20 protein-coding genes, 6 tRNA genes and 1 pseudogene are annotated in these 24,836 nt (G+C 41.1%); 26 read left to right on the top strand and 1 reads right to left on the bottom strand.

All coding sequences use genetic code 11. The features are described 5' to 3' along the window. Nucleotides 1–79 precede the first annotated feature (79 nt). The 3 genes from MR181_RS08485 to MR181_RS08475 all read left to right on the top strand — a co-directional run bounded on the left by MR181_RS08485 (nt 80) and on the right by MR181_RS08475 (nt 1,060). A tRNA-Asn gene (locus tag MR181_RS08485) sits at nt 80–152 on the top strand. A gap of 67 nt (nt 153–219) precedes the next feature. Next, nucleotides 220–711, top strand: coding sequence for a cysteine hydrolase family protein (locus MR181_RS08480; RefSeq protein WP_242337045.1), 492 nt, complete (start codon nt 220–222; stop codon nt 709–711). Between the two features lie 276 nt (nt 712–987). Continuing rightward, nucleotides 988–1,060 (top strand) — tRNA-Thr (locus MR181_RS08475). Nucleotides 1,061–1,220: 160 nt separating this feature from the next. Here MR181_RS08475 and MR181_RS08470 read toward each other — a convergent pair. Next, the gene (locus MR181_RS08470; protein ID WP_242337042.1) at nt 1,221–1,712 is read right to left on the bottom strand and encodes a flavodoxin; all 492 of its coding nucleotides are present in this window, start codon (nt 1,710–1,712) and stop codon (nt 1,221–1,223) included. A 179-nt stretch (nt 1,713–1,891) separates the two neighbouring features. Between MR181_RS08470 and MR181_RS08465 the strand changes: the two genes are divergently transcribed. From MR181_RS08465 to MR181_RS08355, 23 genes and pseudogenes are all read left to right on the top strand, one after another. Continuing rightward, nucleotides 1,892–1,964: transfer RNA gene (locus MR181_RS08465), tRNA-Asn, on the top strand. Between the two features lie 338 nt (nt 1,965–2,302). Then, entirely contained in the window at nt 2,303–3,799 is a 1,497-nt protein-coding gene (locus MR181_RS08460; RefSeq protein ID WP_242337039.1) for a peptide MFS transporter, read from the top strand. A gap of 268 nt (nt 3,800–4,067) precedes the next feature. After that, a tRNA-Tyr gene (locus tag MR181_RS08455) sits at nt 4,068–4,150 on the top strand. Nucleotides 4,151–4,160: 10 nt separating this feature from the next. Continuing rightward, a tRNA-Gln gene (locus tag MR181_RS08450) sits at nt 4,161–4,232 on the top strand. Between the two features lie 75 nt (nt 4,233–4,307). After that, nucleotides 4,308–4,949 carry a hypothetical protein gene (locus MR181_RS08445; protein ID WP_242337036.1) on the top strand — a complete coding sequence of 214 codons (642 nt, stop codon included), beginning with the start codon at nt 4,308–4,310 and terminating at the stop codon, nt 4,947–4,949. 77 nt (nt 4,950–5,026) lie between these two features. Next, nucleotides 5,027–6,426: pseudogene (locus MR181_RS08440) on the top strand (MFS transporter). Between the two features lie 90 nt (nt 6,427–6,516). Continuing rightward, the gene (locus tag MR181_RS08435; RefSeq protein WP_242337033.1) at nt 6,517–8,166 is read left to right on the top strand and encodes an aspartate-alanine antiporter-like transporter; all 1,650 of its coding nucleotides are present in this window, start codon (nt 6,517–6,519) and stop codon (nt 8,164–8,166) included. A gap of 38 nt (nt 8,167–8,204) precedes the next feature. Then, nucleotides 8,205–8,918, top strand: coding sequence for an aspartate/glutamate racemase family protein (locus MR181_RS08430; RefSeq protein ID WP_242337030.1), 714 nt, complete (start codon nt 8,205–8,207; stop codon nt 8,916–8,918). Between the two features lie 151 nt (nt 8,919–9,069). Then, nucleotides 9,070–9,771, top strand: a complete 702-nt coding sequence (locus tag MR181_RS08425) for a GntR family transcriptional regulator (RefSeq protein ID WP_003717495.1) — start codon at nt 9,070–9,072, stop codon at nt 9,769–9,771. A 50-nt stretch (nt 9,772–9,821) separates the two neighbouring features. After that, nucleotides 9,822–11,288, top strand: coding sequence for a nicotinate phosphoribosyltransferase (locus tag MR181_RS08420; protein ID WP_242337027.1), 1,467 nt, complete (start codon nt 9,822–9,824; stop codon nt 11,286–11,288). A gap of 11 nt (nt 11,289–11,299) precedes the next feature. Continuing rightward, on the top strand, nt 11,300–12,127 hold the full coding sequence (gene nadE, locus MR181_RS08415) for an ammonia-dependent NAD(+) synthetase (RefSeq protein ID WP_242337024.1): 828 nt from the start codon (nt 11,300–11,302) through the stop codon (nt 12,125–12,127). A gap of 20 nt (nt 12,128–12,147) precedes the next feature. Continuing rightward, a complete protein-coding gene (locus tag MR181_RS08410; RefSeq protein WP_242337021.1) occupies nt 12,148–14,331 on the top strand; it encodes a Tex family protein in 2,184 nt (727 codons plus the stop codon). Continuing rightward, nucleotides 14,324–14,785: a SprT family protein gene (locus MR181_RS08405; RefSeq protein ID WP_242337018.1), complete on the top strand. Its 462-nt coding sequence runs from the start codon at nt 14,324–14,326 to the stop codon at nt 14,783–14,785. The genes MR181_RS08410 and MR181_RS08405 overlap by 8 nt, the downstream gene beginning before the upstream one ends. Before the next feature lie 57 nt (nt 14,786–14,842). After that, nucleotides 14,843–14,928: transfer RNA gene (locus tag MR181_RS08400), tRNA-Leu, on the top strand. 200 nt (nt 14,929–15,128) lie between these two features. After that, on the top strand, nt 15,129–17,078 hold the full coding sequence (locus tag MR181_RS08395) for a glycoside hydrolase family 2 TIM barrel-domain containing protein (protein ID WP_242337015.1): 1,950 nt from the start codon (nt 15,129–15,131) through the stop codon (nt 17,076–17,078). Then, complete coding sequence (locus MR181_RS08390; RefSeq protein ID WP_242337012.1) at nt 17,062–18,027, top strand: beta-galactosidase small subunit; 966 nt, start codon at nt 17,062–17,064, stop codon at nt 18,025–18,027. The genes MR181_RS08395 and MR181_RS08390 overlap by 17 nt, the downstream gene beginning before the upstream one ends. A 164-nt stretch (nt 18,028–18,191) precedes the next feature. Beyond that, nucleotides 18,192–18,890, top strand: a complete 699-nt coding sequence (locus MR181_RS08385) for a 2,3-bisphosphoglycerate-dependent phosphoglycerate mutase (RefSeq protein WP_242337009.1) — start codon at nt 18,192–18,194, stop codon at nt 18,888–18,890. Further along, the gene (locus tag MR181_RS08380; RefSeq protein ID WP_242337006.1) at nt 18,877–19,746 is read left to right on the top strand and encodes an alpha/beta hydrolase; all 870 of its coding nucleotides are present in this window, start codon (nt 18,877–18,879) and stop codon (nt 19,744–19,746) included. The genes MR181_RS08385 and MR181_RS08380 overlap by 14 nt, the downstream gene beginning before the upstream one ends. 183 nt (nt 19,747–19,929) lie before the next feature. Then, nucleotides 19,930–21,048: an ATP-binding protein gene (locus MR181_RS08375; protein WP_242337003.1), complete on the top strand. Its 1,119-nt coding sequence runs from the start codon at nt 19,930–19,932 to the stop codon at nt 21,046–21,048. A gap of 276 nt (nt 21,049–21,324) precedes the next feature. After that, entirely contained in the window at nt 21,325–22,449 is a 1,125-nt protein-coding gene (locus tag MR181_RS08370; protein WP_242337001.1) for a trans-sulfuration enzyme family protein, read from the top strand. Between the two features lie 21 nt (nt 22,450–22,470). After that, nucleotides 22,471–23,166 (top strand): amino acid ABC transporter permease, encoded by a 696-nt coding sequence (locus tag MR181_RS08365; protein ID WP_242337000.1) that lies wholly within the window; start codon nt 22,471–22,473, stop codon nt 23,164–23,166. Between the two features lie 14 nt (nt 23,167–23,180). Continuing rightward, the gene (locus MR181_RS08360; protein ID WP_242336997.1) at nt 23,181–23,930 is read left to right on the top strand and encodes an amino acid ABC transporter ATP-binding protein; all 750 of its coding nucleotides are present in this window, start codon (nt 23,181–23,183) and stop codon (nt 23,928–23,930) included. A gap of 15 nt (nt 23,931–23,945) precedes the next feature. Beyond that, entirely contained in the window at nt 23,946–24,737 is a 792-nt protein-coding gene (locus MR181_RS08355; protein ID WP_242336994.1) for a transporter substrate-binding domain-containing protein, read from the top strand. Nucleotides 24,738–24,836: the final 99 nt, after the last annotated feature.

Genomic DNA, 24,836 nt, shown 5'->3' with positions numbered 1-24,836 from the left:
CACAGAAGTTAAGCTTCAACACGCCAAAAGTAGTTGGGGGATCGCTCCCTGCGAGGATAGGACGTTGCCACGCGATTATTCCGGCATAGCTCAGTTGGTAGAGCACCTGACTGTTAATCAGGTTGTCGTCAGTTCGAGTCTGACTGCCGGAGTTGATAAAAAAGCACTGATTACAATCAGTGCTTTTTTTGTACTATTTATCCTAAAAGGAGAAAATTAATGACCAAGGCATTATTGGTAATCGATTTACAAAACGGTGTTTGCCACAAGGCCGAAGAGATTTTTAACTTAAAATCTCTGGTAAAGGTTATAAATGAGCGAATAGCCTTTTTTCGCTCTCAAGATTTACCAATTATTTTTATTCAACATGAAAGTTCATCACTATTAAAGGGCTCTGCCGAGTGGAAGCTTATTAGTGGATTAAATTATCAAAGTAATGATTTTTATATTAAAAAAACTCATCTCAATTCATTTTACAAGACAAAATTACAAGAAATATTAAATAAACTTCAAGTACGAGAACTAGAAATTTGTGGTGCACAAACCGAATATTGTGTAGATACCACTATTAAAATGGCGCATGGGCTTGGTTATCAACTATCAATGAAAAGTGGTGCAAGCAGTACGTTTGATAATCAGTTTATGACGGCTAAGCAAACAATTAAGTTTTATGAAATGATATGGGAAGAAAATTTTCTTGACTTATTTTGAGATGAGGCAATTTATTGCTCACTGCATTTAAGGCGGCAAATACATAGCGGAAACACTAAGTATTATTAAAAATGCTAGGCAAGAAAGATAAGTATATTGCAAAGCATCACCAATCCTTTAGTACCCTATATACCGTAGTAGGAATTATTATTGATATCGTATTTTCTTATCGATTCAAGTAAACCGAATTTTGATATAGAAGAATATATTTTAATTTAAATTAAGTGTTTTCACTAACTAATTAGCATGATACAATAGTATTCGTTGATTGGTTTTGCTAACTTAGCTCAGCTGGTAGAGCATCTCCCTCGTAAAGAGAAGGTCGGAGGTTCGACTCCTCTAGTTAGCATTTGAATCACTATAAAAGCTTTCAACAGCGGATTTTTATGAACGCTGTTGAAAGCTTTTTTACTCTTATTAAGAGCTGGTGGAAATTGAAAGTTAGTTTGATTAATAAATAAAAAAATCCGAAGTGCTATGAACTAGCATCTCGGATCCTTTAATGATTATTAACGAGCTAAGGATAGCGAATTTAACCAACTATCGATTGCTGATTGTGAATTGAGGACATTACCCTTATTCAATTCAACATTATAGTTATTTTCCTTAATTGTCCGTTCAACATTGGACTGTGCTCGAGCGTAGCCAGTACTGCTCGATGTTCCAAAGGTCGCTAAATGCTTGCCGTTAAGATTAAGGGTGTCGATAGTAGCAGCAATTAAGCGGGGCGGAATTCCCCACCAGATTGGGTGACCAATTACCACATTGTCATAACTATCAAGTGCTGGCAAGTCATCTTTGATTGGAACCCGACCATCATGTTCTTGCTTTTGCTCAACGGTCGCACGGGTTGATTCATCATGCCAATTAAGGTCCTCATCAGTATATGGAGTTACTGGATGAATTTCAGCAATATCAGCATTAAGCTTTTCTGCTACTTCTTCTGCCACTTTCTTTGTTGTTCCTGTAGCGGAGAAATAAAGGACAAGTGTATTAGCCATATTAAAAGCCTCCTCAAAGTTCTCTTACTTTTCATAAGTATTATAGTTGATAGATCGCTTATCAGCAAATAATTCATCATTATGAGAAAAGTTAATTAGTAAATTGAAATCTCTGCTTGCTACTTACGGTATTTTCCTGTATAATAAATTTCGTTGTTGAGATAACAATAACATATTATTCCGGCATAGCTCAGTTGGTAGAGCACCTGACTGTTAATCAGGTTGTCGTCAGTTCGAGTCTGACTGCCGGAGTTGATAGCGAAACTGGAAAGATCATTTCTTTCCAGTTTTTTTATGCAGTGAAAATGAGAACAACTTTATAAAGTTAGTCATTGAATAACAGCTAACTTAAAATTATTAACTAAATGGTAGTGAAACCGTTAATAACCTGATCCTTAAATTTAAATAATTGTACTATAAATGGCTATTTATTGCGGTTTATTCTCATTAAAAATTTATTTTTGAATTGACGCTTTCAAATTAGACGCCTATAATAATTATATTCTGAATTTTTAATGTGAAAGTTTTTAAAAAATAATTAACCTTCACATCTTATTTTATCTCCTGAAGATATTATTTGGAGGAATTGTATGAGTAAAGAGAAAAACTTGGATACAGCCTTCTTTGGGCAACCAAGAGGGCTATCTACTCTGTTCTTCACTGAAATGTGGGAACGGTTTAGTTACTACGGGATGCGTGCCATCCTGCTATTCTACATGTACTATGCTGTAACTAAGGGTGGTTTGGGCATGGACCAAGCCACAGCTGCTTCAATTATGGCGATCTATGGTTCGTTAGTTTACCTATCAAGTGTTGTTGGTGGGTGGCTTTCTGACCGTGTATGGGGCTCTCGGAAGACTGTCTTCATTGGTGGTGTGCTGATTATGTTTGGGCACATTGCCTTGTCATTGCCAGCTGGTGTTACTGCATTGTACGTTTCAATTGCGTTGATTGTTATTGGTACTGGTTTATTAAAACCCAACGTTTCTGAAATGGTTGGGGGCCTGTACAGTCCGGATGACGAACGGCGTGATTCCGGTTTTAGTATGTTTGTTTTCGGGATTAACTTGGGTGCAGCTGTTGCGCCATGGGCTGTTCCGTGGGCTGCTAATGGCTTTGGTTTACACTTGTTCGGTAATGAAATGAACTTCCATGCTGGTTTCTCACTAGCTGCAATCGGAATGTTCTTTGGGTTACTACAATATACTCTTGATGGTCGGAAGTACCTTTCTAAGGACAGTCTTTATCCTAATGACCCAATTGAAAAAGATGATTTGCGGCCAATTATTATCTGGACACTTGTTGGTGTTGCTGTCTTAGTAGTTGTCCTTGGGTTATTAGCTGCTATGGGTCAGCTTAACATTACGAATATCATTAACATCATTACGTTTATCGCAATTGCACTGCCAATTTACTACTTCATTATGATGTTAAACTCCAAGAAGGTTACGAAGCCTGAAAAGTCACGGGTTATTGCTTACATCCCACTTTTTATTGCAGCAGCAATTTTCTGGGCAATTGAAGAATCAGGTTCAGTTGTTTTAGCATTATTTGCTGAACAACGGACAGTTCTTCACATTGGTAGCTGGCACTTTGCAGCTGCCAACTTCCAGACGTTGAACCCATTATTCATTATGATCCTGACACCAGTATTCGTTGCTCTGTGGGATCACTGGAAGGGTCAACCAAGTGCTCCTGGTAAGTTCTCTGCAGGGCTTGTCTTTGCTGGATTATCATACATCTTAATGGCTTTCCCAGGAATGATGTACGGAACAGCAGGTCGTGTTAGTCCATTCTGGTTAGTTGGTTCATGGTTTATCGTTGAAATTGGTGAAATGTTAATCTCACCAATTGGTTTGTCAGTAACGACTAAACTTGCACCAAAGGCCTTTAAGTCTCAAATGATGAGTATGTGGTTCTTGGCTGATTCAGCTGGTCAAGCTGTGAATGCCCAAATTGTTAAGTACTACTCATCCGCAACTGAAGTACCTTACTTCATGATTGTCGGAATCGTAAGTATCGTCTTTGGTATCATTCTGATGTTCTTTGTTAAGAAGATTCACAGTTTGATGGATGGTGTAAATTAACCTGCTTGTAAATTGCAATTATTTAAGATGAAACAACCTAAGATTAGTTCAGAACGAAAAAACAATTGTTCTGAACTTTTTTGTTACTCTAAAGATAGAGCTAAGGTCGAACATGCTCCCAGGGGCCGCGCGTTCGTATTTGAACTTAGTAAAAGTATTTATGTCACATTCTCTTTTTGATTTTTCTCAAAAAAGTCCTTGCAATTTTAAGCAAAATTCGATATTATAATAAACGTTGATTGTTACTACTTAACTATCACGTTGTTATGGAGGAGTAGCGAAGTCTGGCTAAACGCGACGGTCTGTAAAACCGTTCCTTCGGGTTCGGCGGTTCGAATCCACCCTCCTCCACTTTTATTATTGGGCTATAGCCAAGCGGTAAGGCAACGGTTTTTGGTACCGTCATGCGCTGGTTCGAATCCAGCTAGCCCAACTGCCAAAGTCACCAACTGTTTGGTTGGTGGCTTTTTTGTTTATATTTAATCGTTAATATGAAGGGGAAATTACAATGCCTAAGCAAGGGCAGTTTGCCAAGTCTAGTCGTCTAAAACAGCTGAATCAATTTAAAGTAAAACAGCATTCTCAGCAAAACGTAATTGATGATGAACAATTTGTGGACTACGTAGTCTTAAGATTTAATTTGACAAGTAAGAAAAGGTTGGAAAAAAATATTCAAGAAAGTAATCAACGCTTCTTGATTGAAATCCTAGATGCTTGTCAAGAACAGAACCTAGATTTAACCGCCACTATTCCAGAATTATTGCAAAAGTTAAATAGTCGGGTTCCCTGGCAATTTTACCGGCAGATTATTGCGGGATGGGAAGTCCTTCAGCAGTTTATCCGTCGTGAACTTCCGGGAGTACCGCTAAAAAAACAAATCCTTGTTTCAGGAACGCTTACTAAAGAAGATTTAACTAAAATGGTGGCAGAGGAATTAGCAACTAAGGCGACCGCGATGACATTCTTAAATCACCCAGTTAACAAGCAAATCCAAGAAATGACGAAAAGTCGTCTTCTCCAAGCGGTTTACCAAGAAAATAAAATTAACTGGCAGCAGATCACAACTTTATTTAAACCTTTTCCATTAACAATTGATCCTCAATTAGATCAGGGAACGAAAGAGTGGTTAATGGCATTGGAAAAAGATTAATCAGCTGTTAGAATAATAAGGGATGCTGTGGCGGAGCTTATCGCCATGGCTTTTTTGATCTAAATTGAGATGAAAAGATGATAGAGAAGATAAAACAGGGTAACCATACCTATGCGGCGATTTTTTCAATGGCATTATTAACCTTCGTCGGGATTTTAAACGAAACCGCAATGAACGTTACTTATCCGGAACTAGTAACGGTCTTTGGCGTCTTCCTAGATATTATCCAGTGGATTACTACCGGATATTTATTAATGGTGACAATTGTTATGGGAACAACGGCATACCTCTTACGACAATTTCCTGCACAAAAATTGGCACTTGTTGCTGTTGGGATGTTTGTTATTGGGGATGTAATTGGCGCCTGCGCAACTAATTTCCCGGTATTATTGGTTGCAAGGTTAATTCAGGCGATGGCTACGGGATTGTCGACACCAATTCTCTTCCATTTAATTTTTACGGAAATTCCGGCTAATCGGAAGGGAATCATGACCGGGTTTGCAGGAATGGTGATTTCGTTTGCCCCCGCAATTGGACCCACATACGGTGGAATTGTTTCAGAAACAATGTCTTGGCGGATGATTTTTTGGTTAATCTTACCGTTAGCCTTAATCAGTTTAGTTATTGGTCAGCTGACTATTGATACTCGGCCAATTGGTAATCCTAAGCGTTTTAGTTACTTGAGTTTATTTTATTAAGCTTGGCATTAGTTCTGGTTGTGTATTCAGTATCCTTGATTGGTAATGTCGGTTTAACGGGACGATTCTGGTTTAGTTTATGTTTAGGAATAATTTTCTCCTTGCTATTTATTTACGTTAATAATTCAGGACATTCCCAATTATTGAATCTTTCAATTTTTCGGGTAGTTCCAATTCGCCTCTCAACCGTTACGTACTTTAATCTCCAATTTATTAATATTGGAATCTCGTTGGTTATTCCGGTCTACATGCAATATGTTCTTCATTCGTCTGCAATGGTTGCCGGGTTAGTATTGCTTCCTGGTTCTGCAATTGGGGCAATTATCGCGCCACTTGGCGGTCGATGGGCTGATCAACAAGGATATGCTAGACCAGTTATTACTGGGAGCGCTTTGCTGGTTATTGGGGCATCGTGCTTTATTCTTTTCCAATCTAGACTGACTGCGCTAACTGTTGCTATCTTTTTCTTGATTCTACGAATTGGGTTTAATCTCTCATTTTCCTGTACAATTTCAAATGCTTCAATGCTGGTTAAGCAGGAAAATAGTTCAGATGTTAATTCGGTATTTAACATGGTTCAGCAATTTGCCGGCTCGATGGGAACCGGTCTGCTGGCATCCTTGGTTGCTTATTTCCAGAATCAATCAACCGGTTCGTTAGTTAACCGAACGATGATCGGGGGACGCGTTGATTACCTAATCGTCGCCTGCTTGGCTTTGGTGACCCTGATTACCGTTATTTTGAATTATCGAATTCAAGAAAAGAATAAGCTCAACTAGTTGATAGCCTTAAGCCGTGGATAATGTTAAAATGAATGACTGTAATGAACAGATTCAAGGAATTGTTTGAGGGATAAAAAAGAGATTCTTATGGTTGATACAATTATTCACTTTATGGTTCATAACCAAGTTTTTACCTTGTTTATCTGCATGGCTTTAGGCTTTGCAATTGGGGATTATAAAATTGGGGGTCGGTTTAGCATTGGCGCAACAGTGGCAACACTGGTTGTGACGTTAATTGTTGGTCAAATTGGTGCTTTCCCGCGTGATGAGATGCTTGGCACAATCTTCTTTGGCGCCTTTATGTTTTCTGTCGGTTACCGCATAGGGCCACAGATGATGACGAGTCTGAAGATCTTTGGGTCACGGATTTTAATTATTAGTGTTTTTTGGCTGGTAGCGGCCTTTCTTATTTCATGGGGATTGTTTGTAGTATTTCATATTGGACCAGGAGTAGCTTCGGGGATTATTGCTGGTTCGTTGACGCAGTCTTCAACCGTTGCCAGCTCGTTGCGAACGATTGGCTCTCTGCCGGTAAGCAATGCTGTTCGTTCAACGTATGAGGCACAGTTACCCGTTGCGTATGCATTAACCTATGTTTTTGGGACGCTGGGGGTGATTATTTTCCTTCGGGATATTGCTCCCAAACTTCTTGGAATCAAGATAGATACACGGGGACCACTAATGGCGCGAAAGTATCATTTCCATGCCAAAAACCCTAATCCAACCTGGCGCCGAACGTATCGTTTGAATGACGATTCGCCATTGGTCGGTAAAACAATTGGTGGTTTTAACAAGTGGAGTCACTACCGATTGATTGCATTGGTTGCCTTTCATGGCGATGAAATGACTGACCACTTGGAATACAAATTACAACCTGGTGATCTGATAACGGTAATTGGGTATGCAATTCACTTTGATCGAATGCACGGCATTAAGGGAATTACCGAAGTCCTAACGCCAACAAAGGCACCACGAGAACGGAAATTTGTCCTAGGAAAGGACTTTAAGCCGACCCAGTTAGCTCATTTGCGGCAACATGGAGTTTTTATTAATATTCAGGATCCAGACACGGGAAATGAGCAGTTATTTAATCAGCTGAGTCCTGGGGATGTAATTTCATTAACCGGGAATACATCACGAACATCGGCGATCCTAAAGAAAATGGGGCGGTGGCATACCAGTGCGTTAGCCATTAACTATTCACTTTTTTCACTTGGGATTGCTGGTGCTTCCTTATTAGGAATACTAGGATTAAAATTGAATGGAATTCCGTTACAACTCGGAAACGGTGTTGCTGCATTATTAATGGGGTTAGCCCTGAGTACGTGGATTTCCCGACACCGTGATCACGATTCAATTCCACCAACAGTGACCGCCTTTTTCCAAAATCTGGGGTTAACGCTCTTTGTCGGGACAGTTGGTCTTCAGTCAGCCCAAGCGTTCACTGGTGCGATTAAGTCTTTAGGGATCGGTGTGCTGTTTATCGGTGCGGTTATTGCGATTGCTCCTCACCTGTTAACGCTGCTATTTGGTCGTTATGTATTACATATGGAACCCTTAGCATTGATTGGTGGCTTAACTGGTTCAGGGACTTGTGCGGCAGTAATGACAGAGATTGCTGACCAAGCTGGTTCAGAAGGTGGAGCGTATTTTGCCGCTGCATTAACGCCGGCCTACATCATGGGAAATGTCGGGATTACCTTACTAGGACCAATTTTTGTTGCTTTATTAGCTTAAGAATAAGAAATCAGAAACCATAAAGTGAGGTTATAATCATGAAAAAGTTTTTTACAGTTCTTGGTGGGATGGGAACATTAGCCACAGAAAGTTATATGCGGATTTTAGATCAACGGACACCAACGAAGCGTGATCAGGATTATTTAGATTACATCGTGGTTAACCACGCAACGGTTCCTGACCGGACAAGCTGGATCCTTGATCATAGTAAGCCGAGTCCAACCAAGGCTTTAATTGAAGACATTAAACAACAAAGTCTCCTTAAGCCAGAATTCTTTGTCCTCATTTGTAATACTGCCCACTATTCTTTTGATGAGTTACAAGCGGCTACTGATGTTCCGATTCTTAACATGCTTCAAGAAACCGTTAACGAAATTAAGCGGTTAAAGCCTGATGCTAAGCGGGTTGGTCTTTTAGGAACAGATGGAACGATGGTATCTGGGATTTACGATTCTTATATCCAAAATGCTGGTTATGAGGAAGTTAAGGCCACTCCTGAAATTCAGGAAATGACTGAGGACTTAATTTACCATGATATTAAGGAGGGCGGCCATTCTGATGGCAAGAAGTATCATGAGCTTGTCAGAAAGATGATTGAGGAAGAACATTGTGACATTGTTATCCTTGGCTGCACGGAGCTTTCCTATGCTGAAGAAATGAATCCTGAAACTAAGTATCCCGTTGCTGATTCACAATCAATCATTGTTGACCGGACCCTTGAGCGGGCAATGAAAATTCGCAACGAAAATTAATAAATTTACTGAAAAGGTTCTAGCAGTTGCTTTATAAAACGTTAGGACCTTTTCTTAATAATTGTTTTGAAATTGGTCTAATCCTATTAATTGATGTTACAATTGTAAATAGCTAATTATTGTTCTAAATGGTGTAAGGAGGACGAGCAGCATGAGTTCACCAATATATATTAAGATCCATAATCAATTACGGGAGAACATTGAGGATGGCAAATGGAAAGTTGGCGAAAAGATTCCTGCTGAACGGGAACTGGCTGGTCAATTTAATGTCAGCCGGATGACGTTACGGCAAGCAATTCAAGAACTTGTCGATGAAGGGATCCTTGAACGCCGGGTTGGGTCTGGAACATTTGTTGCCAACCGAAAAGTTCAAGAACGGATGTCTGGAGTAACAAGTTTTACGGACCTGATGAAGTCCTTAGGGAAGGTTCCTTCCAGTACCACTATTTCGTACCATTTAACGATCCCTTCTCAAGTTGAAATTGAAAAATTAGCTCTAAAAGAAGGGGATCAGGTTGTCCGGATGGAGCGAATTCGGTCAGGAAATGACGTTCCAATCTGTTTTGAAGTGGCAACCATCCCAGCTAACTTAGTAAAGGGATTAAGCAAAGAAGAAGTAACAACTTCATTTTGGGAAACTCTTGAGCATAAGGCGCACCTTTATCCTGGACATGCAGTTCAGCATATTTCCGCAACTAAAGCGAATGAACGAATTGCAACCTACTTAAATGTTAAGCGTGGCGATCCGTTATTACGGATGACACAATTATCGTATTTGCAGGATGGGACACCATTTGAATACGTTCATACTCAATACGTTGGTTCGCGATTTGAGTTCGTTTTGGAAAAGTAAAAATCGTGCTACAATGTTGGTTATTAACATAAGTGAGAGGATACTGAACAATGAAATTTAATTATCCAGATGATAGTACAGCTCTTCATACCGATGCGTATGAACTTAGCATGATGCAAACATATTGGAAGCAAGGACAAGGAAACCGGCGGGCCGTGTTTGAAGCCTTTTTCCGTAAAATGCCATTTCAAAATGGTTATGCAGTCTTTGCTGGTCTGGATCATATTATTCGCTATATTAAAAGTCTTCACTTTACAGCAAGTGATATTGAATATCTCCGGTCAACTGGTCAGTTTGCTGATGACTTCTTAGATTACCTGAAAGACTTTAAGTTCACTGGTTCAATTCGGAGCTTTGAAGAAGGTGACTTAGTGTTTAACCACGAGCCAATTCTTCAAGTTGATGCGCCAATGATAGAGGCTCAATTAGTTGAAACAGCACTGTTAAATATTATTAATTATCAAATTATGGTTGCTACTAAAGCTTCGCGGATTAAATCGATTGTTGGTGATCAACTGGTAATGGAATTTGGAACACGCCGGGCACAGGAATTTGATGCGGCCTTATGGGGAACCCGAGCTGCTTATATTGGCGGCTTTGATGCAACAAGTAATGTTCGTGCCGGCAAGCTATTCGGAATCCCAATCTCTGGTACCCATGCCCACGCGCTTGTTCAAGCCTACCGCAACGATTATGATGCATTTAAGGCCTATGCTGAAACGCACCATGATTGTGTATTTCTTGTGGATACTTTTGATACGTTAAAGAGTGGTGTTCCAGCTGCAATTAAGGTTGCTAAGGAATTCGGCGATAAAATCAACTTCCTTGGTGTGCGAATTGATAGTGGCGATATGGCCTACCTCTCAAAGCAGGTACGGCAGCTCCTTGATGATGCCGGCTTTAAGGATGCTAAAATTTTTGCCTCAAATGGTCTTGATGAAAAGACAATTCAAAATCTTCAAATGCAGGGTGCCAAGATTGATGTTTGGGGAATTGGAACAAAGTTAATTACCGCTTATGACCAACCAACGTTAGGAGCAGTTTATAAGCTCGTTGCGATTGAAGACGATGATGGCAAGATGGTTGACACAATTAAGTTATCGAATAACATTAGCAAGATGTCGACTCCTGGGAAAAAGCAAGTTTGGCGGATCAATGATTGTGCAGATAACAAGAGTGAAGGTGACTACATTACCTTAGCTGATGAAGATCCGCGCGACCAACGCTCACTAAATATGTTCAATCCTGATTTTCCTCTTCAGCAAAAGGATGTGGATGACTTTAAGGCCCGACCAATGCTGAAGGATATTTGGAAAGATGGGCAATTCGTTTATGACGAACCAAGTCTAGAGGAGACACGAAAACGGCGAAAGCAAAACTTGGATGCTCTTTGGGATGAATACAAGCGGGATCTTAATCCAGAAGTATACCCAGTGGATCTCTCACAAAAATGTTACGACAATAAGCTCAACATGATTCACCGCATCCATGAATACGTAAAGACACTTGATAATTAGGAGACAGCAAGATGACGAGTTTACAAGAAATAATCATTAAGACTCTTCATGTCCAGCCGGAAATTGATCCAGCTACTGAGGTGGAGCGCCGAGTTGACTTTTTAGCTAGTTTTCTCAAGAAGACGGGGATGAAGACGTTGGTTCTGGGAATTTCCGGTGGCCAAGACTCATCATTAGCTGGCCGTTTGTCACAGTTAGCGGTTGAGAAGCTTCGTCAAGAGACTGATGATCAAGAGTACCAATTTATTGCGGTTCGGTTGCCATATGGTGAACAAGCGGATGAATCTGATGCAATGATGGCAATTGACCAGTTTATTCATCCAGATAAGATGATGCGGGTTAATATTAAGCCGTCAACTGATGCAATGCTTGACTCATTAACTACGGCCGGTGCCAATATCAGTGATTTTAATAAGGGGAATATTAAAGCTCGTGAACGGATGATTGTTCAATATGCAATTGCTGGTGAGCATGGTGGCGCAGTTGTCGGCACAGATCACGCAGCTGAAGCAGTTACTGGTTTTTATACTAAATTTGGGGATGGCGGTGCTGACGTCACACCATTATCCGGCTTAGATAAGCGTCAGGGGAAAGCGTTGTTAGAGTATTTAAATGCACCAGCGCACCTGTATGAAAAAGTACCAACTGCTGATCTAGAAGATGATCAGCCAATGTTGCCTGATGAAAAGGCGCTGGGGGTTTCATACCAGGAAATTGATGACTACCTGGAAGGGAAAAATGTTGACTCACAGGCAGCAACGACAATTGAAAACTGGTACAAGCGAACACAACATAAGCGTCACCAGCCAATTAATCCCGCTGATACTTGGTGGCGGTAAAACTACTGACGGAGGATTGTATGGACGAAAAATCGATTAAATTAGTAAGCAAGCAACTCCCAAAACTGCATGAATCACAAATTAAAGCAGCTTTGAAGTTAATGGATGAGGGAGACACCATTCCATTCATTGCCCGGTACCGAAAAGAAGCGACTGGGACGTTGGATGAAGTGCAACTTCAAGAAATTCATGACCAATATCGGCACGCGACGACACTGCTTGAGCGGCAGCAAACCGTTATTAATAAAATTAAAGAAGCTGGTAAGCTGACGCCCGCTCTGGAAAAGCAAATCTTGGCGGCAACTGAGCTGCAGACCGTTGAAGATCTTTACTTGCCATATAAGCAAAAGCGGCAAACCAAGGCCCAAGTTGCCCGGGAGCATGGACTGGCACCGTTTGCTAATTGGTTATTAACTTATCCCGATGCTGATCCACAAACTGAAGCAGCCAAGTATTTAAATGATGATGTTAAGACTGTGGAGGATGCACTGAATGGTACTCATGAAATCTTAGCTGAAGCAATTAGTGAAATGTCAACTGTCCGGAGCTGGTTACGAAACTTTATGGGGCAGCATGGTCAATTAGTGACGACTGTCAAGCGCAATGGTAAGGAAAAGGACGAACTAAAGACGTATGAACAATACTATGACTTTACAAGTCCCGTAAAGAATTTGAGTTCTTACCAAGTATTGGCAATTAACCGGGGAGAAAAGGAAGGCGTTTTAAACGTTAAGGTTAACGTTAACGTCGATGATGATGCAGTCTTGAATTATCTTCATTTCCGGTTAATTCGGACGAGCAAGGAAAATGCTGCGGTTAAATTGATCGAGGATGCCTATACAGACTCTTACAAGCGCTTCTTGGGACCAGCAATTGAACGGGAAATTCGTCGTCAATTAACAGAAGACGCTGATCAGCAAGCAATTAAGGTCTTCGGTGAAAATCTTTACCACCTATTAATGCAGGCCCCGATTAAGGGGAAAGTTGTTCTGGGCTTTGATCCTGCTTACCGGACTGGTTGTAAGCTGGCTGTATTAGATGAAAACGGGAAGTTCCTCACTAAGGCGGTTATCTACCCTCATAAGCCGGCCCCAGAAGAAGATCGGGCAAAAGCTGAAGGGCAATTAATTGATTTGATTGAAAAATACCATGTTGAGATGATCGCAATTGGTAACGGGACTGCTAGTCGTGAATCTGAACAGTTTGTTGTGAACACCCTTAAGAAGATAAAGCGGCCGGTCTACTATGTGATTGTGAACGAAGCAGGGGCCTCTGTTTATTCTGCAAGTAAAGAGGCACGGGATGAGTTTCCAGACCTTCACGTTGAACAACGGAGTGCTATTAGTATTGGTCGTCGACTTCAGGATCCGCTTGCTGAATTGGTAAAGATTGAACCACAGGCAATTGGTGTTGGCCAATACCAGCATGATTTACCAAAGAAAGAACTGGCTGGTGAGCTTGATGCCGTTGTTGAACGGGCGGTTAACAGAGTGGGGGTTAACCTGAATACTGCAAGTTACCAACTACTAACCCAGATTTCTGGATTAAACAAGACAACCGCGAAGAACATTGTTAAATACCGTGATGAACATGGTAAATATACTAACCGGAAGCAATTAAAGGATGTCCCGCGCTTAGGGCCAAAAGCTTACCAACAGTCCGTTGGGTTTTTACGGATTGTTAATGGTGATAATCCGCTTGATAATACGGATGTTCACCCAGAAAGTTACCCGATTGCTGAGAAGATTATGGAAACTGCTGAGATTAATGTTGATAGTCTCGGCTCCGACGCTGCTGAAAAGCAATTAAAGAAGATTGATATTAATGACTTCACCACGGAAAGTGCTGGTAAAGAAACGGTCAAGGATATTGTGGCATCACTACAGAAGCCAGGTCGTGACTTGCGTGATTCGATGCCGGCACCATTACTCCGCCAAGATGTCATGAAGATTGATGATTTGAAGCCGGGGATGAAACTTCAGGGAACGGTGAGAAACGTTGTCGACTTTGGTGCCTTTGTGGATATTGGTGTTAAGCATGATGGACTTGTTCACGTTTCCAAAATGAGCAAGCAATTCATTAAGGATCCCCGTGCAGCTGTCTCCGTGGGTGATATTGTTGATGTTTGGATTGATGATGTTGATCTTAAGCGGCAACGGATCCAATTAACGATGATTGCCCCTCAAGATGAGGCTAATGAATAATCAACAACTACAAAAGTTAACTGAAAAATGGTCGATGGAAAGCTTCCACCGACCATTTGAGCATCAAATCTTCTTTAATTCACGTTTACGGACAACTGGTGGGCGTTATCACTTAAATGATCACCATATTGATATTAATCCACTGATGTACACCGAGTTTGATTTAGGAAACTTAAAACGGGTCGTTCTTCATGAGCTCTGTCATTATCACCTTCACTTAACTGGCCGTGATTATCGTCATCGAAGCACTGATTTCCGTCGATTATTAGCCAAAGTTGGTGGTTCACGTTATGCACCGGCAACCAGTAAAGCGAAAGCCAGACGAAGGACCCGCCGCCATTATTGGTACTATCAGTGTACCGGGTGCGGGATTCAGATTGCTCGTCAGCGGCGGTTTAACACTGCTCGCTATGTCTGCCGACGGTGTGGTCACCATTTTGTTTTGAAAAATTAAAAAAAGTTGTTGCCAACGAATAGAGATCTTGCTATAATAATATTCGTTGGTTGATATGCGGCCGTGGCGGAACTGGCAGACGCGTAAGATTAAGGATCTTATGGTCGATTATGACCGTGGAGGTTCAAGTCCTCTCGGCCGCACTACTAAAACACTTAACTGTTTAGTTAAGTGTTTTTTTGTTTTAAAAATTTTTAAGCAAGCTTTGAAATAGCTAGTTAATGCTTTTTCCACATAGAAATTGGTCATTATCAACTGCTTCTGTCTAGCAAAGGCTATCTTTATACTAATGAAAGCGCTATACTTAGGCTGTAATGAATTTTTTTGAGGAGGAATTTCGTCGATGGAAGCAAATATCAAATGGTTGGATGATCCGGAGACTTTTCGGGTTAACCAGCTGCCAGCGCATAGTGACCACCATTTCTACCGTGATTATGCAGAATGGCAGAAACACAAGAGTAGCTTTGAACAGAGTCTTGATGGTCAGTGGCAATTTAAATTTGCTCAAACACCTCAGGAGAGGATCAAGAATTTTTATCAAATAGACTTTGACGCTAGTGGCTTTGATCGAATTGAGGTTCCTAGTGAAATTGAATTAAGCGATTATGCACAAAATAATTACATTAACACCTTAATTCCATGGGAAGGGAAGATTTTTCGTCGCCCTGCCTATGCATTAAGCCAGGATGATCCTGAAGAGGGTTCCTTTAGTGAAGGTGAAGATAACACTGTTGGTCTTTACCTGAAGCATTTTGACCTGAATGATGAATTGCGGGGCAAACAAATCCGGGTTCGTTTCGAAGGTGTCGAGCGGTCAATGTACTTATGGCTTAATGGTCACTTCATTGGTTATGCTGAAGACAGTTTTACGCCGTCTGAATTTGATCTCACCCCATATATTCAGGATGAAGATAATGTGATCGCGGTCGAAGTGTTTAAGCACAGCACCGCTTCCTGGATTGAAGATCAGGATATGTTCCGCTTCTCTGGTATTTTTAGAAGTGTTGAATTGCTGGCCCAACCGGTAACTCACCTAGAAGATTTCACGTTGAAGCCACGAGTTGCTGATAATTACCGTGATGGTGAACTATCAATGGACCTTAACCTTGTTGGCGAACAGGCTGGAAGTGTTCATGTCATGGTTAAGGATCATGATGGGACTACTTTATTGGATGAAACTAAGTCGATTGACGAGTCGGTTACGATTGAACCACATGAATTCAAAGATGTTCACCTTTGGGATAATCACGATCCATACCTTTACCAATTATTAATTGAAATTCATGATGAAAATGGCAACCTAGTTGAGTTGGTTCCATATCAATTTGGCTTCCGACGGATTGAAATTAGTCCTGAACATGTCGTCTTGCTAAATGGCAAACGGCTAATTATTAACGGGGTTAACCGCCATGAATGGGATGACCATCGTGGACGTTCAGTAACAATGAAGGACATGTTGAGTGATATTCAGACCTTTAAGGAAAATAATATTAATGCTGTGCGGACGTGTCACTATCCTGATCAAATTCCGTGGTATTACCTCTGTGATCAAAATGGGATTTACATGATGGCTGAAAATAACCTTGAATCACACGCCACTTGGCAAAAGATGGGCGCAATTGAACCATCATATAATGTTCCAGGCTCGGTTCCTCAATGGAAAGAAGTAGTTGTTGATCGGGCACGAAGCAACTATGAGTACTTTAAGAACCATACTGCAATTCTTTTCTGGTCTCTTGGTAACGAATCCTTTGCTGGGGATAATTTGGTAGCAATGCAACAATTCTATAAGGAACATGATGATAGTCGCCTAGTTCACTATGAAGGTGTTTGTCATACGCATGATTATAGCGACCAAATTCCAAGTTTGGATCCAGCTAACTACCTGCCAAAGGGTGGTACTAAGGATTATCGGGATCAAATCTCAGATGTTGAAAGCTGGATGTACTTGCCACCGAAGCAGGTTGAAGAATACTTGAAGGACAATCCAGATAAGCCGTTTATGGAGTGTGAGTACATGCATGATATGGGGAACTCCGCTGGTGGAATGGGTTCTTACATTAAGCTTCTTGATAAATATCCACAATACTTTGGTGGCTTTATTTGGGACTTCATTGATCAAGCACTCCAGGTAAAGGATCCAATTAGTGGACAAATGGTTATGCGGTATGGTGGCGACTTCGATGATCGTCATTCAGATTATGAATTCTCTGGTGATGGTCTAATGTTTGCTGACCGGACTCCAAAACCAGCTATGCAGGAGGTACGTTATTACTATGGCTTACACAAATAAATTACACGTGATCTACGGTGACGGAATGCTGGGACTTGGTGGCGAAGGCTTCCATTATATCTTTAGTTACGAAAAGGGTGGTTTGGAATCACTAAAATTAAACGGTAAAGAGTGGCTTTATCGGGTACCAACCCCAACATTCTGGCGAGCAACTACCGATAACGATCGGGGAAGTGGCTTCAACATCAAGTCGGCACAATGGTTAGCCGCGGATACTTTTACAAAGTGCCTTAATGATCAAACTCAGCTAACCGTTGACGGTCAACAATTTGATCACTTACCAATTGCTCCAGAGACAAATCAATTTACGAATGACGAAACTGCTAATGAAGTAACGATTACATTCGCTTACGAAACGTTAACTGTTCCTGCCACCAAGGTTACCGTGGCTTATACAGTAACTGCTGATGGTCAAATTAAGATTAAGGCTCATTACTTTGGTCATCAAGATCTCCCTAGTCTACCGGTCTTTGGCCTTCGCTTCATCATGCCAACCACGGCAACGAGCTTTGACTATGAGGGCCTATCTGGTGAAACCTATCCTGACCGAATGGCTGGTGCTGAACACGGGAAATACCATGTTGATGGTCTTCCGGTAACTAAATACTTAGTTCCTCAGGAAAATGGGATGCATATGGAGACTGAGCACCTTACTATTACCCGGGAAATAACGGAGAATAATGCCGACCATTCAACGGAGCCATTCTCCCTGAAGGTCAACCAAGTGGATAAGCCATTTAATTTCAGTTGCTTACCATATACTGCAGAAGAGCTTGAATCGGCAACCCACATTGAAGAATTACCATTGGCTCGGCGGACGGTTCTAGTGATTGCTGGCGCAGTTCGTGGTGTCGGTGGAATTGATAGTTGGGGCGCTGATGTTGAAGAACAATATCATATTCCAGCTGACCGTGATATTGAATTTTCGTTTATTTTGAATGAACAATAATTAAAAATAAGGAAGAGTGCGATTCAACGTTGAGTTAACGGTTGAAGAGGGTACTTTCCCTTATTTTTATTCTGTTCCCAGCTTAACTTAAAACGCCATTGCCCAATCCTGTTCAATTGTACACAATTGCTGTATCATAGATAGAGGCAAAGGAGTGGCTAAGAATGGCAAAGTTAGTAATCGTACGTCATGGCCAAAGTCAGGCCAATCGCGATAATATTTTCACAGGATGGACAGATGTTCCGCTAACCGAAAAGGGAATTGAACAGGGACAGATGGTTGGTGATGAATTGGCAAGAATGGGGATTCAATTTGATGATGCCCATACTTCTTATATGTCACGAGCAATCAAGACGATGAACATTATTCTGGAAAGAATTGATCAGCTTTACATTCCGGTTTATAAAACCTGGCGACTAAATGAACGTCATTATGGTGCTCTTAGCGGTTTAAATAAAGCCAAGGTCAAGGAAGAAGTTGGTGCGGAGCAATTGCATCGCTGGCGTCGGGGATATAGTGAAGTCCCGCCAAAGTTGAAACACCGTCAACATGAGCGGCGGTATGATCGCCTTGGTGTAAAGATGCCGTACAGTGAAAGCCTAGCAATGACTCAAAAACGGTTGTTACCATATTGGGAAGACCAGATTGCTCCACGGTTGATGGACGGCAAGAACCAGCTAATTGTTGCTCATGGGAGCTCGTTACGGGCATTAATTAAGTACCTTGATCAAATTCCTGATGATCAAATCGACCAAGTAGAAGTTCCGAATGGGAAGCCGATCCTGTATGAGTTTGATCCAGCACTAAATATTACTAAGAAGATTTTTATTACAATGGATGGTGAAGAGAATGGCAATTCATGAGATTAAGAATAACCCGACCCTTAGTGGTCAAGTTCGCTTAATTGAAAATGTCGTCTATGCCGCAGCAGATGGTCAAGCATTGAAACTTGAAGTGCTAACCCCATGGACACAACGTTACCCGAAGGAATACACTACTGAGCCCCGACCACTAATTGTGTTTGTTCAGGGGAGTTCATGGCGGTTACCAACGTTTGGGGAGAAGATTCCTCAATTAGTCCAGTTTGTAAAGAACGGCTATATAGTCGCAACGGTGCAGCACCGTAATTCTTTAGATGGACATCCGTTCCCCGCATTCCTTGATGACGTCAAAACAGCGATCCGCTTTTTACGGGCAAATGCCAAGAAGTACGCAATTGATCCAGAACGGGTGGCAATCTGGGGAACATCTTCAGGAGCTAATGCTGCCATGTTAGTTGGCCTTACGGGAGACGATCCGAAGTATAAGACGGCTGATTATGATGATCAGTCAGATGCTGTTTCGGCGGTGGTTTCTTGTTTCGCTCCAATGGACGTTGAGGAGACGTTTAAGTATACCGATAAGGTTCCGGGGAATGACATTCTGAAATACTGCCTATTTGGGATGGATAAGAAAAAGTGGCCAGAAATCATGCATGAAATGAGTCCTCTTTACCGGGTGGTTGAAGGAAAGCAGTATCCGCCATTCCAGCTTTTCCATGGGGATGCAGATAAGGTAGTTCCTTATCATCAAATGGAAGAAATGGATAAAAAACTCACGTCTGTTGGCGCTGAAGTCGAAGCTTACCGGGTTACTAATGCCAACCATGAGCGTGATTTCTGGAGCCAAGCGATCTATGATCATGTGCTGGCATTCTTGGATAAGAAGCTGAAATCTTAAAAAGCTGAAATTCATTATGCAAGTACGCTTAATTAAAGGGGAAAGCTACTATATAATTTGTGATAGCACTCGACTAAAATAAGTCGGGTGCTATTTTTTATTGTTTGCTTAAAAATGTAAAAGAATGTAAAATAAAATTGAAATGTAAAAGAATGTAAAAGAATGTAAAAGAAGGTGAAGTAATTGGAAAATTTACCAAGGAATCCGTTTGATCCGAGTTTTGGAACACCGCCGAACATTATGTTGCCAAATTATCAAAGTGACTTTGAAAGTCCACAGGCAGTTGCGGAAGCCATCAAATATGGTGATCCAAATCGAGTGATTTTCATTACTGGCCTTCGTGGCTCGGGAAAGACAGCACTATTAACTAAAATTGAGCAGCAGGTTAGTCAGCTTGACGATACTTATATTTTAGAGATTGATAATAACCAACATATGATTCAAGCATTTGGTCGGGAACTGAGGAATATTTTTAAGGTTCATTCATTACTAGATCACATTTCGACAATCTCAATTATGGGTTTTAGCTTAAGCTTTAATAAGATAAATGAGGATTATACTACCCAAGATATTGAGAATTTTATGGCGGTGCTAACCAAACTTAACAAAAAGGTAGTCATTTTCATTGATGAGTTTAACCATAAGGAGAATACTCGTGAGTTTGTTCAGCTATTGCAAAATCTTAAAAGACACAATTTGAACTTTTACTTGGTTGCTGATGGCCTACCACAGATGATTTATGAGATTGAGCACGAGCAGACGTTAACTTTTCTTAAACGGGCACGTCACATTCAAACAACGATGTTAGATGTTAACCGAATTGAAAATGAATACCAAAAGCACCTTAGTTTTTCACCATTGCTTAGTCATCAAATGGCACAATTAACCGGTGGCTACTCATTTGCCTTTCAACTCCTTGGATATAAATTATGGAATGCTACTAACATTAGCCACCAAGATCCGAATCAGCATACTTTTGCGGTAATTAAACAACTTTACATAGAAGACTTGTTTACCCAAAGCTATGACATTATTTTTGATAATCTTTCGACTAATGACCGAAAATATTTGCAGGGCGTTGCAAACAATATGTCAACTACCGAAATTGCTTCGCTGATGAATTACGATAAGTCAGCTAAGCAACAGCAAAACTATGTTAACCAATACCGGCGACGAATGATTCAGCAGGACCTAATCACACCGGCAGGTAACGGTCGGGTACGGTTTAAATTACCATTGTTTAAGCAATACCTTAACGATACGCAAAATCCTGATTCAGTTCGTTATGATCCATTACTTTAATTTTTTGTTGACAACTTACTATAAATAAGTTATATTTTATCCATACTTTATTAGGAGGAACACGTCATGAAAAACATTCAATTTGTTAATGCAGTTGTATGTTGCTGTGGATCGCGTCTTATGCGACCCACGTTTTGGCGTACCCAAAGTTAATTTGGCCTGCTAATATTGTCGGGGTAAGTACATAAGGCGCAATTTCAAGTTTTCTTGAAGTTGCGCCTTTTTTGGATCATTTATTCGAAATAATCATTGCGTTTACGAAAGGAAAAATATCTTATGAACTTCAATACTCAATTAATTCACGGTGGTAATAGTGAAGACCAAACAACTGGTGCCGTATCAACACCAATCTATCGCTCATCAACGTTTCATCAGCATCAACTGGGTGGCAATCCTAAGTGGGAATATTCACGCACGGGAAACCCAACCCGGGCATCTTTAGAAAAGCTAATTGCTGAATTAGAACATGGTGTTGCTGGCTTTGCCTTTTCATCCGGTTCAGCTGCCATTCACGCTGTCTTTTCACTTTACTCCCAAGGTGATCATTTTGTCGTTGGTAGTGATGTCTATGGCGGAACATTCCGGTTGATCAATAAGGTTCTGAAGCGGTTCGGCTTCGAATTCACGGTTGTTGATATGCAAGATTTGAATGCGGTAGAAAATGCCATTCAAGATAATACGGTTGCCATTTACTTTGAAACACCAACTAACCCGCTCCTTCAAATTGCAGATATTGCCAAGAGACATGGTGTAAGAACAATTGTTGATAATACATTTGCTACACCATATAATCAGCAGCCATTAACCTTGGGAGCAGACATCGTCGTTCATTCCGCAACCAAGTACCTCGGTGGTCATAGTGATGTTGTTGCAGGGTTAGCGGTAACGAAGGATCAACAAATCGCTGAGCAGTTAGCCTTTTTGCAGAACTCAATTGGTAGTACTTTAGGCCCAGATGACAGTTGGCTATTACAACGGGGGATCAAAACTCTTGGCGCCCGAATGCGGGTTCACCAAGAAAATGCCGCTGCGGTAGTTGACTTTTTACAACAGGATTCACGAATTGAAAAGATTTATTATCCAGGATTAGCCGATTTCCCAGGACATTCAGTTGCGGCAAAGCAAATGAAAAATTTTGGCGCAATGATTAGCTTTGAATTAAAGGCTGGCCTTGATGCCAAGAAGTTTGTTGAAAGTCTTCAATTGATTGACCTGGCAGAAAGTCTTGGCGGAATTGAGAGCTTGATTGAAGTCCCAGCAGTAATGACTCACGGTTCAATTCCGCGAGAAATTAGGCTAAAAAACGGGATTAAGGATGAATTAATTCGGCTATCTGTGGGAATTGAAGATCCTGAGGACATTATTGCCGACTTAAAACAAGCGTTAGATCAATTAAATTAACTAGGAAAGGATTAAGGAACCATGTGGGAAATTATCAGGACATCGTTACCGCAACTTCTAGCAGCGGGATTTAAATATACAATCCCGTTAGCGTTAATTTCATTTTTCTTTGGTTTAATCATTGCGTTAGTAACCGCATTGATTCGGTTGTCACATCAACGCGGGCCATTCATGCTTCTCAAATGGTTTGTTCAATTTTACGTCTGGCTTTTTCGATCGACGCCACTATTAGTCCAATTATTTATTGTTTTCTTTGGACTACCATATTTAAGGATTCGTGGAATATTACCCCATGGAATTAAACTTGAACCATTTACGGCAGGGATTATTACCTTTTCGCTTAATACTGGGGCATATGCTTCGGAAACTATTCGGGCAGCAATTAGCTCTGTTGCTCGTGGCCAGTGGGAAGCTGGGGCGGCAATTGGGATGACCCGCCTGCAAATTTTATGGCGGATTATTATTCCCCAAGCTCTTCGTGTTGCCTTGCCACCACTTTCAAACAGCTTCATTAGCTTAGTGAAGGATACTTCGTTAGCTGCTTCGATTACAATCATGGAAATGTTTGAGGTTAGTCAACAAATTGCGGCGGCTAATTATCAACCCTTATTAATGTACACGTTAGTTGCGTTAATCTATGCAGTATTTACAACGGTTCTTTCTGTTCTCCAGCACTATCTTGAAAAGCGGCTGGGCAGTCAGCTAGAAATTAATTAAGTAGGTGAAGATTGATGAAATTGACCCAAATTAATAAAACTTACGGTAACAAACATGTCTTGAAAGATATTACATTAGAGTTTCCTGCAGGTCAGATTACGGTTCTTGTTGGGCCATCAGGTTCAGGAAAGTCGACAATTTTACGGTCGCTAAACCTCCTTGTTATGCCTGAGAGTGGTCAGTATGACTTTAATGGTCACCAGATTGACTTTCGCCAGCCTGTTAGCAATAAGGAAAAGTTAGCAATCCGGCGAGAAACGGGGATGGTCTTTCAGAATTATAATTTATTCCCCCATAAGACAGTTCTTAACAACGTTACTGAAGGTCCTACCCAGGTTCTGAAAATGGACCGTCAACAGGCTAATGAGTTAGCTAGAGAAGTGTTGACAAAAGTGGGAATGGCTGATTATGGCGATGTTTATCCTAGTGAATTATCTGGTGGACAGGCGCAGCGGGTAGCAATCGCTCGGGCACTGGCAATGAAACCACGGTATGTTCTTCTGGATGAACCAACTTCAGCGCTTGATCCAGAATTAGAATTGAGTGTATTAAAAGTTCTTTTACAGCTGGCACGGGAGAAACAGTCAATGGTTCTTGTAACTCACAACATGGCGTTTGCTAAACAAATTGCTGACAAGATTGTTTTTGTAGAAAATGGCGAAATCATTTACGACGGGGCACCAGAAAAATTCTTTTCTGCGGAAAACCCGAATGAGCGGATTAGGAACTTTATTGCTTCAATGACCATGGAAAATTTAAAGTAGAAGGAGAAAGATAAAATGAAGATTTGGAAAAAGGTATTAGTAATGTTAGCAGCAGTTACGGTCGGAACAACCGCTGGAATTAGCAGCATTCATGCTGCGTCATCACAAGTGAATTCAGAATTAAAACAAAAAGGTGAGTTGACGATTGGCCTTGAAGGAACTTACTCCCCTTATTCATACCGGAAGGACAATAAGCTAACTGGTTTTGAAGTAGACCTGGGAAAAGCAGTGGCTAAGGAAATGGGACTAAAGGCAAAGTTTGTCCCGAGTAAGTGGGATTCTTTAGTAGCGGGATTAGGTTCTGGAAAGTATGACGTAGTAATGAATAATATTACGCAGACTCCAGAACGGGCAAAGAAGTATAATTTCTCGACACCATATATCAAGTCTCGGTACGCTTTAATTGTTCCTAAAGATAGTAAAATTAAGAATTTGAAGCAAATCAGCGGCAAGAAGATTGTTGCTGGTACAGGAACCAACAATGCCGATGTTGTGAAGAAGTATCACGGGACCCTTGTTCCTAATGGCGAGTTTAGCAATTCAGTGGCAATGGTAAAACAGGGGCGTGCTGAAGGGACGGTTAATTCTCGTGAAGCTTGGTATGCTTACAGTAAGAAGAACAGTACCAAGGGATTGAAGATGATTGACGTTTCCAGTGAAGCTAAACCAACAAAAATCTCGGCACTCTTTAATAAGAAAGATTCAGCAATCCAATCTTCTTACAATCAAGCATTGAAGAAACTCCAAAAAGACGGCACCGTCAAGAAACTCTCCCAAAAATACTTCGGGGAGGATGTTACGGAATAAGAGTGTGAGCAGGTAAAGAAGACCCGTAAGACAACAATTTCTCCCGACTGGATGCTGAAAGCATCTGGGAGGGAGTTTGTTGTCTATAGGGGCTTCCCT

This window comes from Limosilactobacillus urinaemulieris, from assembly GCF_932750685.1.
Lineage (GTDB): Bacteria > Bacillota > Bacilli > Lactobacillales > Lactobacillaceae > Limosilactobacillus > Limosilactobacillus urinaemulieris.
Note: the sequence above shows the minus strand (reverse complement) of the source record. Positions and strands in the feature narration are given on the sequence as shown.

Bases quoted from the DNA above. Each gene is read 5' to 3' on its own strand.
- MR181_RS08410 (WP_242337021.1), top strand. From the start codon at position 12,148: ATGGACGAAAAATCGATTAAATTAGTAAGCAAGCAACTCCCAAAACTG.
- MR181_RS08360 (WP_242336997.1), top strand. From the start codon at position 23,181: ATGAAATTGACCCAAATTAATAAAACTTACGGTAACAAACATGTCTTG.
- MR181_RS08370 (WP_242337001.1), top strand. From the start codon at position 21,325: ATGAACTTCAATACTCAATTAATTCACGGTGGTAATAGTGAAGACCAA.
- MR181_RS08470 (WP_242337042.1), bottom strand. From the start codon at position 1,712: ATGGCTAATACACTTGTCCTTTATTTCTCCGCTACAGGAACAACAAAG.
- MR181_RS08420 (WP_242337027.1), top strand. From the start codon at position 9,822: ATGAAATTTAATTATCCAGATGATAGTACAGCTCTTCATACCGATGCG.
- MR181_RS08460 (WP_242337039.1), top strand. From the start codon at position 2,303: ATGAGTAAAGAGAAAAACTTGGATACAGCCTTCTTTGGGCAACCAAGA.
- MR181_RS08395 (WP_242337015.1), top strand. From the start codon at position 15,129: ATGGAAGCAAATATCAAATGGTTGGATGATCCGGAGACTTTTCGGGTT.
- MR181_RS08385 (WP_242337009.1), top strand. From the start codon at position 18,192: ATGGCAAAGTTAGTAATCGTACGTCATGGCCAAAGTCAGGCCAATCGC.
- MR181_RS08405 (WP_242337018.1), top strand. From the start codon at position 14,324: ATGAATAATCAACAACTACAAAAGTTAACTGAAAAATGGTCGATGGAA.
- MR181_RS08435 (WP_242337033.1), top strand. From the start codon at position 6,517: ATGGTTGATACAATTATTCACTTTATGGTTCATAACCAAGTTTTTACC.
- MR181_RS08430 (WP_242337030.1), top strand. From the start codon at position 8,205: ATGAAAAAGTTTTTTACAGTTCTTGGTGGGATGGGAACATTAGCCACA.
- nadE (WP_242337024.1), top strand. From the start codon at position 11,300: ATGACGAGTTTACAAGAAATAATCATTAAGACTCTTCATGTCCAGCCG.
- MR181_RS08365 (WP_242337000.1), top strand. From the start codon at position 22,471: ATGTGGGAAATTATCAGGACATCGTTACCGCAACTTCTAGCAGCGGGA.
- MR181_RS08445 (WP_242337036.1), top strand. From the start codon at position 4,308: ATGCCTAAGCAAGGGCAGTTTGCCAAGTCTAGTCGTCTAAAACAGCTG.
- MR181_RS08480 (WP_242337045.1), top strand. From the start codon at position 220: ATGACCAAGGCATTATTGGTAATCGATTTACAAAACGGTGTTTGCCAC.
- MR181_RS08380 (WP_242337006.1), top strand. From the start codon at position 18,877: ATGGCAATTCATGAGATTAAGAATAACCCGACCCTTAGTGGTCAAGTT.
- MR181_RS08390 (WP_242337012.1), top strand. From the start codon at position 17,062: ATGGCTTACACAAATAAATTACACGTGATCTACGGTGACGGAATGCTG.
- MR181_RS08355 (WP_242336994.1), top strand. From the start codon at position 23,946: ATGAAGATTTGGAAAAAGGTATTAGTAATGTTAGCAGCAGTTACGGTC.
- MR181_RS08425 (WP_003717495.1), top strand. From the start codon at position 9,070: ATGAGTTCACCAATATATATTAAGATCCATAATCAATTACGGGAGAAC.